This is a genomic window from Cellulomonas sp. Leaf334 (assembly GCF_001424195.1).
In the GTDB taxonomy this organism is placed as follows: domain Bacteria; phylum Actinomycetota; class Actinomycetes; order Actinomycetales; family Cellulomonadaceae; genus Cellulomonas.
The window spans coordinates 1,828,318-1,841,783 of sequence record NZ_LMOO01000001.1 but is presented as its reverse complement, the minus strand read 5'-3'; the positions used below and the strand labels follow the sequence as shown (position 1 = coordinate 1,841,783).

Genomic DNA, 13,466 nt, shown 5'->3' with positions numbered 1-13,466 from the left:
TCGAAGTCCCGTGCATCTCGCGTCGAGCTGCACGGCAGCGCCCTGCAAGCAGCCGCGCGCCGTCGCGCAGTAGCAGTCGGTCGTGCCTCAGGTGCGAGGGTGGGGAAGGGCGGGCGGGCTCGCCGCCAGCGCGGTCACGGCTGGTCTGGCACGTCCGAGAACGTGCCGGTCGGGTTGTGCAGCAGACCGGCCCGCTGGATCGGCCACACGGTCACGAACGCCATGCCGACCACGTTGGCGATCGGCACGGAACCGCCACCTGGATTGCCTTGGTTGCGCCTCGAGTCTGACGACTGGGGGCGGTTGTCGCCCATCACCCACAGGCTGTCAGGCGGCACGGTGATGTCGAAGGCGATCTCGCTGGGCTGCACCCCGGCCGCCAGGTAGGGCTCGTCGATGGGCTCGTCGTTGATCGTGATCGGCTCCCCGGCTCCGGCGCAGGCGACCCGGTCCCCGGGAAGACCGATGAGGCGTTTGACCAGGTGCTCGTTCGCGTCGGCCGGGTAGAGCCCGATGAACGTCAGGGCCGAGTTGATCGCCTCGCGGACGGGGCTCAGCTCGGGGGCCGCCCCGGACAGCAGCCAGCCACCGGGGTCCCTGAACACCACGATGTCACCGCGACGCAGGTCGAACGGGCCGGGGGTGAGCTTGCTGACCAGGATCCGATCGTCCTCGACGAGCGTGTCGTGCATCGACTGGCTGGGGATGAAGAACGCCTGCACCAGGAACGTCTTCACCAGCAGTGAGAGCACGACGGCGCTGACCAGGATGATCGCGGTCTCGCGCAGCAGGGAGCCGGCGCCTCTCGGGCCCCGGGCCGCGGCGCGCCGGCGGGTGGAGGGCCCGGTCTCCGCATCCGCGGTGACATCGGGAAGGTGGTGGTCCGAGGGACCCGACGCCGCCCGGGCCGGCCACGACACGGGAGACGAGCCCTCGTCGAGGTCTCGGGCGGGTCCATCGATCACCCGCACACCCTCGCACCCGGCAGGCCGAGCCGTGCACAGAACCACGGGCCGAGATGTCCCGTTCTCGCTCCGCGGCGTTCGTCGTTCTCGATGGCGGCAGCCCGGCTGTCCGCACTTCGCACCTAATCGTTTGTGCTGGCCGCACGTCCCGAAAGCTCCGTGCCAGACTGGGCAGATCCCGCCGTGTTAGCGCTCACATTGGTGTGACCTCATCACCCAGGGACATCACCGACCCATCCGTACCCGGTGCCCGGGTCCCTGTCCGCCGGCAGCCAGCGGGGACTCAAGGCGCACATCGACCGACAACGACGATCGGACAAGTCATGCAGAGACCTCAACGATGGCGCCGGATCTGGCCGGCGGTGCTGGCCGCGGCCACGCTGATCACCGCGGGAACAGTCGCCGACGCACCCGTAGCGTCCGCCGCGACCGCGTGCCGCGTGGACTACGTCATCTCATCGCAGTGGTCCAACGGTTTCGGTGCCAACGTCACGATCACCAACCTGGGTGACGCCGTCAGCAGCTGGCGGCTCACGTGGAGCTTCTCCGCTGGCCAGACCGTGACCCAGGCCTGGAACACGAACCTCACCCAGAGCGGGTCGACGGTGTCCGCGAGCAACGCGTCGTACAACGGCTCGCTCGGCACCGGGGCGTCGTCGCAGTTCGGCTTCAACGGCAGCCTGGCCGGCGCCAACCCCGCGCCGACGTCCTTCGCCCTCAACGGGACCATCTGCAACGGCCCGGTCAGCACGCCGACCCCGACGCCGACCGCGACCTCGACGCCGAGTCCGACACCCACCGCCACGGCCGCGGCCGCGGACATCACCGTGAACACCGGCCGCAAGTACCAGACGATCGATGGCTTCGGTGCCGCGGTCTCCATCTGGGGCGGCGCCTGGTCGACGACCGACACCCAGACCCTGGTCGGCATGGGCGACCACCAGCTCGGCCTCTCGATCGTGCGCACCGGGATATCACCGGTGTCGAGCGAGTGGAACGCACAGGTCAGTGCGCTGAAGACGGCGAAGTCCTACGGCTCCGAGGTGAAGATCCTCGCCTCACCGTGGACGGCGCCGGCGGCCTGGAAGTCGAACAACAGCCGGATCAACGGTGGCACGCTGCTGACCTCCCGCTACGGGGACTACGCGAACCACCTGAACAGCTACGTCCAGTACATGAGGAACCAGGGCGTCACGATCGACGTCACGTCGGTCCAGAACGAGCCCGACTGGCACCCGGCCTACGACTCGATGGCGTGGACGGGCGACACGATGCGCAACTTCGTGCGCGACCACGGCGCGACCATCACGAACACGAAGCTCCTCGTCGCCGAGTCGCTCGGGACGAACCGGTACTACTCCGACCCCACGCTCTACGACGCGACCGCCCGCAACAACATCGGGTACGTCGGCGGCCACATCTACGGCCAGGAGAACGGGCCGAACCTCTCGGCGTACCCGCTCGCCGCGCAGTACGGCAAGAACCAGTGGATGACCGAGTGGAACTTCCACGAGGCCGACGGCAACGGGTCGAACATCTGGGGCGACCCGTCCAACCTCGCCGCGTGGAACGAGACCCTCGACACGATCATGCCCTCGGTGAACCGGACGATGGAGTCCAACTGGAGCGCCTACATCTGGTGGTACGGACGGCGCTACTACTCCTTCATCGGCGATGGGGAGTCGGCGTTCGGGACGACGGGCGGCGCCGTCCTCAAGCGCGGTTGGGCGTTCTCGCAGTACGCCAAGTACGTCCGTCCGGGCTACCAGCGCATCGGCGTGACGGAGAGCTCGAAGGCGTCGCCCCTGGACGTCACGGCCTACCAGGGGGACGGCACGATCACGCTCGTCATCCTCAACCGCACGACCAACGCCGTGAACGGCGCCGTCATCCAGGCGCCCGAGGACGTCACGTCCGCGTTGCAGACCATGACGTCGCGGTACTCCAGCCGCGCCGGCCAGACGACGAGCGTCACCGGGAGCCAGGTGAAGGTGTCCGTGCCGGCCCGGAGCATCTCCACCGTCGTGATCACTCTCTGAGGCGCCGTTCAGAAGGGGTACTTCACCGGCCCTTGCCATGCCCCGACTGGACGCCCTCCCGGCACCTTGACCTCGAGGTTGCTGTACGCAGTACCCAGCTCCCTGATGAACATGCTGACGTGCATGTTCTTCTTCGCGAGGCTCGCGACCAGTCGGCGTTTGACCTGCTCGCCGCTCCCGCGCAACGCGTCGCCCTTGATCGCGTCCTCATCCAGCCAGTCGCTGGACAGCCAAAGGTTCGGGATCGACGCGAAATCGAACTCCGCGAACCACTTGCAGTTCTTCAGGTACTGCTGATCCGAGGCGAGCACTCCGTCGATGCACAGAACGAAGAAGGTATTGCCGACATTGCCGTACTTGTTCCAGTCCTTGTCGCCGGTGTGGCCGCTCTTCTTCTTCGCAAGCTTGTCCGGCGGATCGACGGCCAGGGAGACGGTGGAGCGGACTGATGCGAATCCCGGCTCAGTATCGCTCTCGTCGCCATGCAACTTCGCCTTACCGCTCGGGGTGTAGTGCCGCAGCGTCCACTTGGCCTTGTAGGCCGGAAATTCCTTCATGCGATCGTCCTGTGCAGGGACGTCCTTGATCTCGGTCTTCTTCAGGAACATCGCACCGACGGCGTGCTCGCGCACAGCCTGCTGCAGGGCGTAGACGAACACCGGGTCATTGAGATCGCGCTCGTCGTACTGCTGCGACGTGAGCGCCTCGACAAAATCCTCCTGACTCGGGGAGTGCGCCTGGTAGAGCGCATCGACCCACACTGCGACCTCGGAATACAAGCCGTTGGCCACCCGAACGATCGGCTTGGTCGCCAGGGCCGGCTCGGAGGATGCCGCAGAGGACCCCGACGCCGCCGACGGCGCACTCGAGATGATCTGCTCGACGGGCTTGGGCATGGTTCGAGACTTCGACGCTGTGGGGGTCACCGGACTGGATGCGCGCTTCTCGAGGTCGGCCTCGATGTCGGCCAGACTCATCTTCTGCGGCGACGTCAGATATTCGCTCACCACCTTGAGCGTCAGCGCGGCAGCGTGCCGGGGGAACTGAACCCGCAACTTCCTCGCGGCAGTCATGACGTCAATTCCGGCCGGATAATCGGCATCGTCGATGGTCCGGCGAATCGTCCATGACGATTCCGCTGCCCGCCTGCGAAGCGCGGACAGCGTTTGACCCGCCGACCGCCTCGGGACCACAGGCAGGCGCGGGGAGCCGAGTGCCAATCCCGCCATTGCCAGGCCGGGACCTGACGATCCGGGCGACGCCTCGACCGCGTCATCCGCCTCCCGGATCGCGCGCAGGACGTGCGTCGGAGTGGACTTGCGGAGAAGTTCGGACATGGCGTCCTCGCAATGATGCTCCAACCCGGATTGCGGGCCCCGTCGAACAGCGGAGCAACGGGTGATCCGTGCTGCTCCAACACACGGACCCTACTGCGGGGCCGTCGCGCTGAGAAGGCTGCCGGGTACTCCGCGCGACCGCTGCTTGTTCGGACGTCGTATCTCATGCTCGTGCACGGATCTTCGACGTAGGCAGCATCTCGGCAATCTCGACAACTCTTGCGAAGACTGGGCCGCAGGTCGTCGAGATGCACAACAGATTGACTGCGGCCGAGCGTCGGGGCTTGACCGGAGCCGCTCTCGACCGATCTCCACTCAGTCCGCCCAGTCCGCCCAGCGCGTCGGACGCGCGGTCGTCTCGCGGCCCGCGTCTCCACGGCCACCCGTGCGGTGGGCGTGCAACCGTTCACCGTGCCGGACGCGTCTGAGGGGTATGAGAGATCGGAAAGCACCCCATGAGATCTGACGAGGACTTCCGGGCGTGGGCCGCGCAGCGACGCCAGGCGCTGGTCCGCACCGCAACGCTGCTGACGGCCGGCGACCCGCACACGGCGGAGGACGTGGTCCAGACCGCGATGACCAAGCTGTACCTCGCGTGGCCGCGCCTGCGCGACGTGCGGGACCGCGACGCATACGCCCGCCGCGTTCTGGTCAACGCGTTCACCGACGAGATGCGCACGAGTCGGCGCAAACGCGAGGACCTCCGGTCACAGCTGCCCGACCGGGCCGTCGGCACCGGGGCCGTCGACGACGACTCCCGGCTGCTGTTCGCGGCGCTCGGCGAGCTGCCGGACCGGATGCGGGCGACGGTGGTGCTGCGATATTTCCACGACCTGAGCGTCGCCGACACCGCGCAGGCGCTGCGGTGCACCCAGGGGACGGTCAAGAGCCAGACGGCGCGAGCGCTCGAGAAGCTCAAGCACCGGCTCGGACCGGCCCTGCGCGACGACCGGGGTCTACGCCCGGACCACCCCGGCCACCCGCAGCGCGACACCGCGCTGATCCCCCCGACCCACGCCACCCTCACCGCTGGGAGATTGTCATGACCGACCTGACCACCCTGATGTCCCGCGCGACCGCCACCGTCGACGCGACGCCCGCCGCGGTGCTCGACGACGACGTGAGCCGCGGGCAGCGCGCCCGCCGTCGCCGTACGCGCCTGGTCGGCACCGGCGTGGCGGCCGTCCTCGCGGCCGCGGTCGCGGTCGGTGCGCCGCTGACCTCGACCATCCCGTCGGCCGCCGCGGCCGAGCTCGTGACCTACAGGGCCGAGCAGCCCGCGGGATTCACGATCGCCGAAGTCCCCGAGGGCTGGCACGTGCTGTCCTCCGACCGGAGCAACATGATGCTCGGGGACGTCGACGACGACGGCTCGGACCCGAACAGCTTCGAGGGTCGGATCGTCGCAAGCCTCGTCAGCTCGGGGTCACTGCCGGGCGACGACCTCGAGGCGCAGACCTTCGCGGTCGGCGGTCAGGAGGTGCTCGTGTACGAGCTGCTCGGGGCGGACGGCGAGCCCGGCGGGACCCTCGGGGTGTTCGTCCCCGAGGGCGACGGGGACTACCTCTCGGTCCAGCTCCCGCCCGAGCTCCACTGGACGGGCGATGTCGCCGCACGGTTCGCCGAGGGACTCGACGTCACCGACGAGGCGGACCACACGGTCGGCTGACCACTGAGCGGTGGTGCGGCGCAGGGGCACGAGCCCGCGCCGCACCACCGGTCGGCAGCGAGCAAGGCCGGTGAGATGAGGCCCCAGACCTCCGTCACCGACCTGCGGGGGCTGTTCGGACTGCTCGGCCTCGACTGAGTGGCGGTCAGCTGAGCCGGCGGACCGTCTCGGCGACGAGTGGATCGGTGAGGAGGCTGTCATGAGTCCCCTCGAGGCGCTTCCACGTCAGTCGGGGCAGCAGGGACTGCCCTGCCTCGATCGCCTCGTCGCTGAGCAATGGCGGCTTGTCGCGGTTCGCGCCGTGCGTTGCGACGATCAGGTGCACGGGTACGTCCAGGTCCGCGAGGAGCCCCAGATGGGCTGGCCGAGACAGGCAGTCCACCGCGTCACGCGTCGCACGCATGGACAGAGTCGCCCGATGGCTCAGGGCCGCAAGCCCGAACAGGGCCGCGACCACCGCCGGCCTGGTCATGATGGAGCGCGCGGGAGCCGGTCCGCCGTCGAGCAGCAGCACGGACCTCACCGGGATCCCCCGGTCGGCCAGGGAACGCGCCACCAGGGGGGCGAGGTAGGCGCCCATGGAGTGACCGACGACCACCGTCTCGCCGAGGTCGCGCTCTGCCATCGCGTCGACCACGGCCCCGGCAAGCCCGAGCAGACCCGGCGGGGCGACCACGTCGCGCGACGGTCCTCGACCGGGCAGGTTGGGCGCCACGAACCGGCGCCCGACCACCTGGGACTCCAGATCTGCCCAGTCGTCCGCAGTACTGGCCATGCCGTGGAGCGCCAGTACCGCCGGCCCGTGACCTTGGCGTTCATGGACGACCAGGTGGGGGGTGCTCACCGTGGCGAGTGTACGAGGCAGGCGACTGGACCTTGCTGTCGAGCTGGACAGAGTGACCGGGGCTGAGCTCAGACCGGCTACCGGTCAATGTGTGCAGTCTGCTCAGTAGAGCCCTTCTCCAACTGGCGAGCGTCGTGGCCGTGGGCCATGATCCGGGTGCTTTCGATTCACCGGAAGCATCAGACCCTCCGGACCCCCTCCCTTGGAGTGCCCATGCTTGCGCTCGTCTCTGCCGCAATTTTCGCCCTCGCCCTGCTCCTCGACCTCGTCGAGGCGAACCTCGGGGACGCTTTCACCCCGCAGACGCTGATGTTTGCCGGTCTCTTCTTCCTCGCGCTGCACCTCGGAGGAGTCGGCGGCTCGTCGCCGGTGAACGGCGGCTGGCGGGGACGTGGGGGGAGTTCCCGCCGGCGGTAGGGGCTCGTACCATCCGCTCCCGTCATCACGCCGGAATGCACCAAGAGGTCACGACGCGCTCCGCGCGTTCGTGGCCTCTTGGTTGTCCGACCGGCGGTCAAAGTCAGGGGTCCGCGCGAGGCCCGACTGCCGTGCTGATCATGAGGCCACTGGCGGTAGCCTCCACGCTGCACGCCCCAAGGTCAGGTATGACCGCGTCTGCAGCGCCGAGGTCCTGAGCCGAATGGGATGTCGCCACCGCGAGCACATGGGCCCCGGCGGCGCGACCGGCCTCCAGGCCGGCTGGCGCATCTTCGACGACGAGGCACCGGCGAATGTCGAAGCCGAGCGCCCGGGCCGCCTGCAGGTACCCCTGCGGGTCGGGCTTGCCGAGCCGCACATCTTCGGCGGCTACCAACACGTCGGGCACCGGAAGCCCCGCAGCCGCCAGTCGCGCACGCATGAGCGCCCGTGACCCGGAAGTCACCGCGGCCCACCGGCCGTCTGGCAGGGCCGACAACAGGTCGCGCGTTGCAGGGAGTGCCGTCACATCACCGAGGTCGGCCAGCTCCAAGCGCTCAAGCTCGGCAACCGCCGCGGCGCGTTGGTCGCTCGGAAGAAACTCCGCGACCGTGTCCTCCGAACGGCGCCCGTGACAGACCCGGAGAACCTCCGCAGGGTCGATCCCCCGCGCCGCCGACCACGCCTCCCAGCTCCGCACGACCGCCCCGGTCGAGTCCACCAACGTCCCATCGATGTCGAACAGGATCGCGTCGACCTCAAAGCGCATGGGCAACAACCTAGGTGGGCCGGAGCCTGACCCCGGGCGAGGTCACGGTGTCCTACCGTGCCAGTCGAAAGGCGGTGCGTCGACCGGTTGAGACCGCCATCGTTCGAGGGTGGCGAGCGCTGTCGAAACTTGCGCATGGGGTGGCTCAGTTCTCGTCGATGGCCATGGCTGAGGACAGCTCGCGGTGGGCATCGACCTGCTCCAGGAGCAGGTTCGCCTTCTGCTCGACGCCGGTCACGACGTCGGCGCCGGCGACGAACCGCAGCGGCGGGGTGTCCATGGCGGCGATGGTCACCAGGGCGGCGCCGAGCTTGGCGGGGTCGCCGCCCTGCTGGCCGTTCATGGCCTTCCATGCCGCGATGGTCGAGGTGGTGCGCTCGGCGTAGTCCTCGATGGACAGCTCGGGCCAGATCGAGGAGGCACCCTCGACCAGCAGCTCGGTGCGGAAGAACCCGGGCTCGACGATGGTCGTGTCGACCCCGTACGGGGCGACGTCGAACTGCAGGGACTCCATCCAGCCCTCGAGCGCGAACTTCGAGGCCGCGTAGGCGGAGCAGAACTCCTGGCCGATGATCCCGGCGGCCGAGGTGATGGTGATGACGTGGCCGCTGCGCTGGCGGCGCATGACCGGCAGGACAGCCCGGGTCACGTTCAGCGGGCCGAAGAAGTTGGTCTCCATCTGTGCCCGGAACTGCTGCGGACTGATCTCCTCGAAGAAGCCGGCGTAGAAGTTCCCGGCGTTGTTGACCAGCACGTCGATGCGACCGAACCGCTCGACCGCCGCGGCGACCGCGGTCTCGGCTGCGGCCGGGTCGGTAACGTCCAGCGCGACGGGCAGCAGGTTCTCGTGGGCGCCGATCGCGTCCTGGACGCGCTGCGGGTCCCGTCCGGTCGCCACCACCGCGTGCCCTGCGGCCAGGGCTGCCTGGGCGAGGTGCACGCCCATCCCGCGGCCGGCTCCGGTGACCAGCCAGACCTGCTGGGTGGTGTTCTGCTCGCTCATGCTCGTGCCTCTCGCTCTCGTCTCGGGTGCGCCGCCTGCAGCGGCACGAGCCATGCAACCCGCGATGAGAGAGGGGAAGAAGTTGCCGCTGGAAGGTGTACCAACAGCCCACCCCAGGGCCGGCAGACGCGATCTACGGTGGCGAGGTGGACAACCGAGACGAGGTCAAGGACTTCCTGCGCACCCGCCGAGCCCGGCTCACCCCGGAGGACGCCGGGCTGACGGCGTTCGCCAGCAACCGGCGGGTGCCCGGCCTCAAGCGCGGCGAGGTCGCCGACCTGGCCGGGGTCAGCGTCGAGTACTACGCCCAGCTCGAGCGCGGCAACCTGGCCGGCGTCTCCGACAGCGTCCTGGAATCTCTTGCCCGCGCCCTGCAGCTCGACGAGGCCGAACGCACCCACCTGGCCGACCTTGCCCGCGCCGCCGGTCCGGCGACCCGGTCACGCCGCAAGCCGGCGCCCGGTCAGATCCGCCCTGGTGTGCAGCGCCTGCTCGACCTCATTGGCGACACCGTGCCGGTCATCGTGAACAACGGCCGCCTCGACCTGGTCGGATCGAACACTCTCGGGCGCGCTCTGTTCTCACCGGTGTACGCCACGCCCCACCCGGCGGGCAGCCCCACCAACCACGCCCGGTTCACGTTCCTGGACGACCGCGCCCGCGACTTCTGGATCGACTGGGACCGCGCCGCCGACGACTCCGTAGCCCAGCTGCGCACCGAAGCCGGCCGCGACCCCTACGACCGCGCCCTGACCGACCTCGTCGGTGAGCTCAGCACACAGAGCCCACCGTTCCGCACCCGCTGGGCGGCCCACGACGTCCGCCTGCACCGCACCGGGCGCAAACATTTCCGCCACCCCGTCGTCGGCGAGCTCCACCTCGACTTCGAGGTCCTCGACCTTCCGGCCGATCCCGGCCTGACCCTCATCACCTTCACCAGCCCCGCCGGCTCACCCGACGAGGACGCCCTCCGCATGCTGGCCAGCTGGGCTGCAACCAACGCGACCGCGCCGAGTGCCAGTCATCCGTAGCCCGGCTCGTACGTAAAGGGCCTGATTCTCAAACTCTCTTGCATCTCGACAACGGGCGTCGACACAACTGCGCTGCACGTCGACACGTGTCGAGATGCACGACAAAGATTGAACGACCTCACGCGCAGCACTTTGTCCAGACGCCGGGCCAACCGGGCCTGCGGTCAAAGTACGAACGGACGGGTCAGCGAGTACGGCGGCGCTCGGCGTAGGTCAGGGATTCAGCGGTCGCGGCGGCTGTTGAGCCAGCTGACCATCTCGGGTTCGCGGTGGTCGAAGGCCCCGCTCTTCCCGGTCTCCAGGGTGGCGATGCGGTCCATCAGGTCGTCGGTGAGCTCGAAGTCGAGCGAGCGTCGTACTTTGCCCGCTGGGGCCGCACAGCCAGGTCCGGTCTCGCCGTCACGCCGGCACAACGCGGTGGGCCGCTCGTGTACGAGATCCGTCCAAGTTCGACCGCACATCTCCGGTCAAGACGTGGGGGCGGGCCTGCCGAGCCGTCCGAACGGGTGACCAACGATTCGCCGTACCTCGTCGTCCTGGACCATGACACTCAGGAGTGGAGGGCCGATGGCGGCGTGGGAACAGGTGCTCGACGACCTGGTGCAGGTGCGCGGGCACGCGCTCGCCCGGTACGCGGCGCTCCTGACGGGCAGCCGTGCGGAGGCGGAGGACCTGCTGCAGGAGGCGCTGGTGCGCTGCTTCGGCCAGGTCCGACCGCTGCGGAACCTCGTCGCCGCCGAGACGTACGTGCGGCGCGCGATGCTGAACGTCTTCCTCGACGGGCACCGGCGCCGTGAGCGCTGGACCGGCGTGCGGCACCTGATCGCACGGCCCGAGCACGTTGAGTCGCCCGAGGCGGCTGCTGCCGACCGGGTCAGCGTCGAGTCGGCGCTCGCCTCGTTGCGGCCCCGGCTGCGTGCGTGCGTCGTCCTGCGCTTCTACGACGACCTCACCGTCCCCGAGATCGCGCAGCGGCTCGGCCTCGCCGAGGGCACCGTCAAGCGCTACCTGTCCGACGCCGTCGGGCGGCTCGAGGACGTCCTGGGTCCGGTGGTGTCCAGCTCGGAGCGTCCCGACACGGTCGACATCAAGGAGGCACGATGACCATCGACCTGAGCGCCGCCCTGCACGACCTGGTGGACGGTCACCGTCCCGACGGTCCGCCGCCGGTCGACGTCCCGCGGGTGCGGTCGCGCGCCCGTCGGCGTCGTGCGGTGCACGTCGGTGCCGTGGGAGCCGTGGGGGTGGGCACCGCGGGTGCCGTCGCCTTCGGCGCGATGTACGTCACCGGCACCCGGGACGCCCGCATCGTCCTGCCCGCCGACCCCTCGACGTCACCAGGTGACGCCGCCACCCCTGACTCTCCGGTCATCCTGCCCTCCGATCCCTCGGCGGCGCCCGGTGAGTGCGGATCGGACATCTCATCGCTCCTGGGCACCCCTGACCCGACGCTCGGCATGCGCGCGTCAGCATGGTCCGACCCGTCAGCGCAGTCGGGGGGAAAGACGGTGCCGCAGCCGCGTCCGCTCGGCGCGTTCGCGTCGAGCACGGTGTACCTGGACGTCGTGAGCTCCCTGCCGGAGGACGGTGCAGGTCCGCCGTCGACCGAGCTCTCGTCCACGCAGGACACACTCGCGATGGTCGAGCAGTCGTACGCCGACCGGCTCGCAGAGCGCGACGCCGGTGAGGCGGTCAAGCAGAGCGTGCTCGACGACCTCGCCGGGGCGGTAGAAAGCCTCCGGACGTCGGTCGAGCATGCGCTCGCGTCAGACGAGGAGACTGCCCCACCGACAGCCCTGGCACGGGTGCGCGTGCTTGTCACCCACGACGACCGGGTGGTCGCCACGGCGACCCTGCCGCGAGAGGGTCAGTCGGACGCAGACGCCGCGTGGGACCGGACACCGAGCGGGCTGCTGCGCGAGACGGTCATTCTGGACCTGGTCACCTGCACGGTCGACGGGGTCGGCGGTGAGTTGCTGCCGACCGGCACGTACGGCGCTCTCGTCGTGCGCGACGGCGAACCGCTCACCGGCCTGACCGGCCCCTGGACGATCGTCGTCCCGCCGCAGGTCGCCGTGTCCGGCCTGCCCGGCGACTTTCCCACCGAAGTAATTCCCATGCCGCCGGGTCGGCTCCTGTCGGTATCCGGTGACGCGGCGACTGGGTGGGAGGTCCAGATCAGCGTCGAAGGGCTCGACCGGTTGAACGCGGCGGCAGCGCTGCTGACCGACGTCGACGGCGCGGAGGAGGAGGCCCTTGATCCGCTCGGCGCCACGGTGATCGTGCCGGGGTGGTCCGTCTATGTCGTGCCCGGGTCGGCCGACGGGCAGATGACGCTGTCCTACCGAGTCACGCCGGACTGACGCGGCAGGTCGCTACAGTCCGACCTACCGTTTCCGCGTCCTGTGCATCCTCTGCCCGACGCGGGGAGGTACGGCGAGGACTCGTCGCGACGCTGCGCTGCGGGTCGAGGTCCCGGGCCGAGAGCCACCATGGAAGGAGCGTCCCGTGGGCACGAGGCTGCAGTGGGCTCTTGAGGATCCCGGCGACCCGCCCGTGGCACTTCTGCCTCCGGCGTGTGCCGACCTGCTCGTTGAGGTTGCGGCGCCACCACGTCTGGCGGCGCACCTGCGCCTGGTCCACGACGTTGCTGCTCAGCTCAGCGCGTGGCTGGCCCGGCAGCACCCCGCCGTTACCTTCGACCGGAATGCCGTGCACTTCGGCGCCGCCACTCACGACATCGGCAAGGTCCGCCATATCGAGGAGTTGTCCGGGCCCGGCTGCCTGCACGAGCGAGCCGGGCAGCAGTTGCTGCTCGATGCGGGAATCGACCCGTCGCTGGCCCGCTTCGCCGCGACCCACGGCGACTGGGCCGGGCCTGGGATCCAGGTCGAGGACCTCCTCGTCAGCGTCGCGGACAAGACATGGAAGGCCAAGCGCGTCCCCGAGCTGGAGCAGCTGCTGATAGACCGCTTGGTCCAAGAATCCGGACACGAGCCCTGGCAGGTCTTCCTCGACCTGGACGACCATCTCGGACACCTGGCTGCCGGCGCAGACCAGCGACTGGCGTTCCAGAACAGCCACCCGATCACGGGCTGACATCCCACGCCGAACGACCATCGGGCCCCGGCGAGAACGGATCTACCGGCTGACCACGATGGCACGCTGCTGCACGCTACTTTCCGTACGTGCCAAGCGTCCGAGCTGTCGCCCTCGCAGTGATCCGTCGCCCCGAAACCGGGCAGCTCTTCGTCGATGAGGTCGTCGAACCCAGAACGGGACGGACGTTCCACCGGCCGGCCGGCGGGGGCATCGAGTTCGGCGAGCGCGCCTCGCGGACCCTCGAGCGCGAGTTTCTCGAGGCCCAGCTGGCCGAGCGGAGATCGACACGG

Annotated in this window: 13 protein-coding genes; 8 read left to right on the top strand and 5 right to left on the bottom strand. The window is 69.4% G+C overall.

The genetic code is table 11. The features are described 5' to 3' along the window. Positions 1-134 precede the first annotated feature (134 nt). Positions 135-965: a signal peptidase I gene (lepB, locus tag ASF78_RS08345; RefSeq protein WP_235518447.1), complete on the bottom strand. Its 831-nt coding sequence runs from the start codon at positions 963-965 to the stop codon at positions 135-137. Positions 966-1,288: 323 nt separating this feature from the next. On the opposite strand from lepB, the gene ASF78_RS08340 reads away from it, so the two are divergent. Next, on the top strand, positions 1,289-3,004 hold the full coding sequence (locus tag ASF78_RS08340) for a cellulose binding domain-containing protein (RefSeq protein ID WP_056586712.1): 1,716 nt from the start codon (positions 1,289-1,291) through the stop codon (positions 3,002-3,004). Positions 3,005-3,012: 8 nt separating this feature from the next. Here the strand turns inward: ASF78_RS08340 and ASF78_RS08335 are convergent, their stop codons facing one another. After that, positions 3,013-4,341 carry a hypothetical protein gene (locus ASF78_RS08335; RefSeq protein ID WP_156374078.1) on the bottom strand — a complete coding sequence of 443 codons (1,329 nt, stop codon included), beginning with the start codon at positions 4,339-4,341 and terminating at the stop codon, positions 3,013-3,015. A gap of 455 nt (positions 4,342-4,796) precedes the next feature. On the opposite strand from ASF78_RS08335, the gene ASF78_RS08330 reads away from it, so the two are divergent. Continuing rightward, on the top strand, positions 4,797-5,387 hold the full coding sequence (locus tag ASF78_RS08330; RefSeq protein ID WP_082494868.1) for a SigE family RNA polymerase sigma factor: 591 nt from the start codon (positions 4,797-4,799) through the stop codon (positions 5,385-5,387). Further along, on the top strand, positions 5,384-6,010 hold the full coding sequence (locus tag ASF78_RS08325) for a hypothetical protein (RefSeq protein ID WP_056586706.1): 627 nt from the start codon (positions 5,384-5,386) through the stop codon (positions 6,008-6,010). Before ASF78_RS08330 ends, ASF78_RS08325 begins: the two co-directional genes overlap by 4 nt. Before the next feature lie 145 nt (positions 6,011-6,155). On the opposite strand, the gene ASF78_RS08320 is transcribed toward ASF78_RS08325, so the two are convergent. Next, positions 6,156-6,854, bottom strand: a complete 699-nt coding sequence (locus ASF78_RS08320; RefSeq protein WP_156374077.1) for an alpha/beta fold hydrolase — start codon at positions 6,852-6,854, stop codon at positions 6,156-6,158. Between the two features lie 213 nt (positions 6,855-7,067). On the opposite strand from ASF78_RS08320, the gene ASF78_RS08315 reads away from it, so the two are divergent. Then, positions 7,068-7,271 (top strand): hypothetical protein, encoded by a 204-nt coding sequence (locus tag ASF78_RS08315; protein ID WP_056588370.1) that lies wholly within the window; start codon positions 7,068-7,070, stop codon positions 7,269-7,271. Between the two features lie 103 nt (positions 7,272-7,374). Here ASF78_RS08315 and ASF78_RS08310 read toward each other — a convergent pair whose 3' ends face one another. Both ASF78_RS08310 and ASF78_RS08305 read right to left on the bottom strand, forming a co-directional pair. Continuing rightward, positions 7,375-8,040: an HAD-IA family hydrolase gene (locus ASF78_RS08310; RefSeq protein WP_056586701.1), complete on the bottom strand. Its 666-nt coding sequence runs from the start codon at positions 8,038-8,040 to the stop codon at positions 7,375-7,377. A 145-nt stretch (positions 8,041-8,185) separates the two neighbouring features. Then, entirely contained in the window at positions 8,186-9,043 is an 858-nt protein-coding gene (locus tag ASF78_RS08305) for an SDR family oxidoreductase (RefSeq protein ID WP_056586697.1), read from the bottom strand. A 146-nt stretch (positions 9,044-9,189) separates the two neighbouring features. Here ASF78_RS08305 and ASF78_RS08300 point away from each other — a divergent pair, with 146 nt between their 5' ends. The 4 genes from ASF78_RS08300 (at position 9,190) to ASF78_RS08285 (ending at position 13,173) form a co-directional block, all read left to right on the top strand. Beyond that, complete coding sequence (locus ASF78_RS08300; protein WP_056586695.1) at positions 9,190-10,074, top strand: helix-turn-helix transcriptional regulator; 885 nt, start codon at positions 9,190-9,192, stop codon at positions 10,072-10,074. Positions 10,075-10,641: 567 nt separating this feature from the next. Next, entirely contained in the window at positions 10,642-11,178 is a 537-nt protein-coding gene (locus tag ASF78_RS08295) for an RNA polymerase sigma factor (protein ID WP_056586692.1), read from the top strand. After that, positions 11,175-12,437, top strand: a complete 1,263-nt coding sequence (locus tag ASF78_RS08290; protein WP_056586689.1) for a hypothetical protein — start codon at positions 11,175-11,177, stop codon at positions 12,435-12,437. The genes ASF78_RS08295 and ASF78_RS08290 overlap by 4 nt, the downstream gene beginning before the upstream one ends. 145 nt (positions 12,438-12,582) lie before the next feature. Next, positions 12,583-13,173, top strand: coding sequence for an HD domain-containing protein (locus tag ASF78_RS08285; RefSeq protein ID WP_056586686.1), 591 nt, complete (start codon positions 12,583-12,585; stop codon positions 13,171-13,173). The last annotated feature ends 293 nt before the right edge of the window (positions 13,174-13,466 follow it).

Excerpts from the sequence above, each read along its gene's own strand:
- ASF78_RS08340 (WP_056586712.1), top strand. The coding sequence starts at position 1,289 with ATGCAGAGACCTCAACGATGGCGCCGGATCTGGCCGGCGGTGCTGGCC.
- ASF78_RS08335 (WP_156374078.1), bottom strand. The coding sequence starts at position 4,341 with ATGTCCGAACTTCTCCGCAAGTCCACTCCGACGCACGTCCTGCGCGCG.
- ASF78_RS08330 (WP_082494868.1), top strand. The coding sequence starts at position 4,797 with ATGAGATCTGACGAGGACTTCCGGGCGTGGGCCGCGCAGCGACGCCAG.
- ASF78_RS08325 (WP_056586706.1), top strand. The coding sequence starts at position 5,384 with ATGACCGACCTGACCACCCTGATGTCCCGCGCGACCGCCACCGTCGAC.
- ASF78_RS08315 (WP_056588370.1), top strand. The coding sequence starts at position 7,068 with ATGCTTGCGCTCGTCTCTGCCGCAATTTTCGCCCTCGCCCTGCTCCTC.
- ASF78_RS08310 (WP_056586701.1), bottom strand. The coding sequence starts at position 8,040 with ATGCGCTTTGAGGTCGACGCGATCCTGTTCGACATCGATGGGACGTTG.
- ASF78_RS08305 (WP_056586697.1), bottom strand. The coding sequence starts at position 9,043 with ATGAGCGAGCAGAACACCACCCAGCAGGTCTGGCTGGTCACCGGAGCC.
- ASF78_RS08295 (WP_056586692.1), top strand. The coding sequence starts at position 10,642 with ATGGCGGCGTGGGAACAGGTGCTCGACGACCTGGTGCAGGTGCGCGGG.
- ASF78_RS08290 (WP_056586689.1), top strand. The coding sequence starts at position 11,175 with ATGACCATCGACCTGAGCGCCGCCCTGCACGACCTGGTGGACGGTCAC.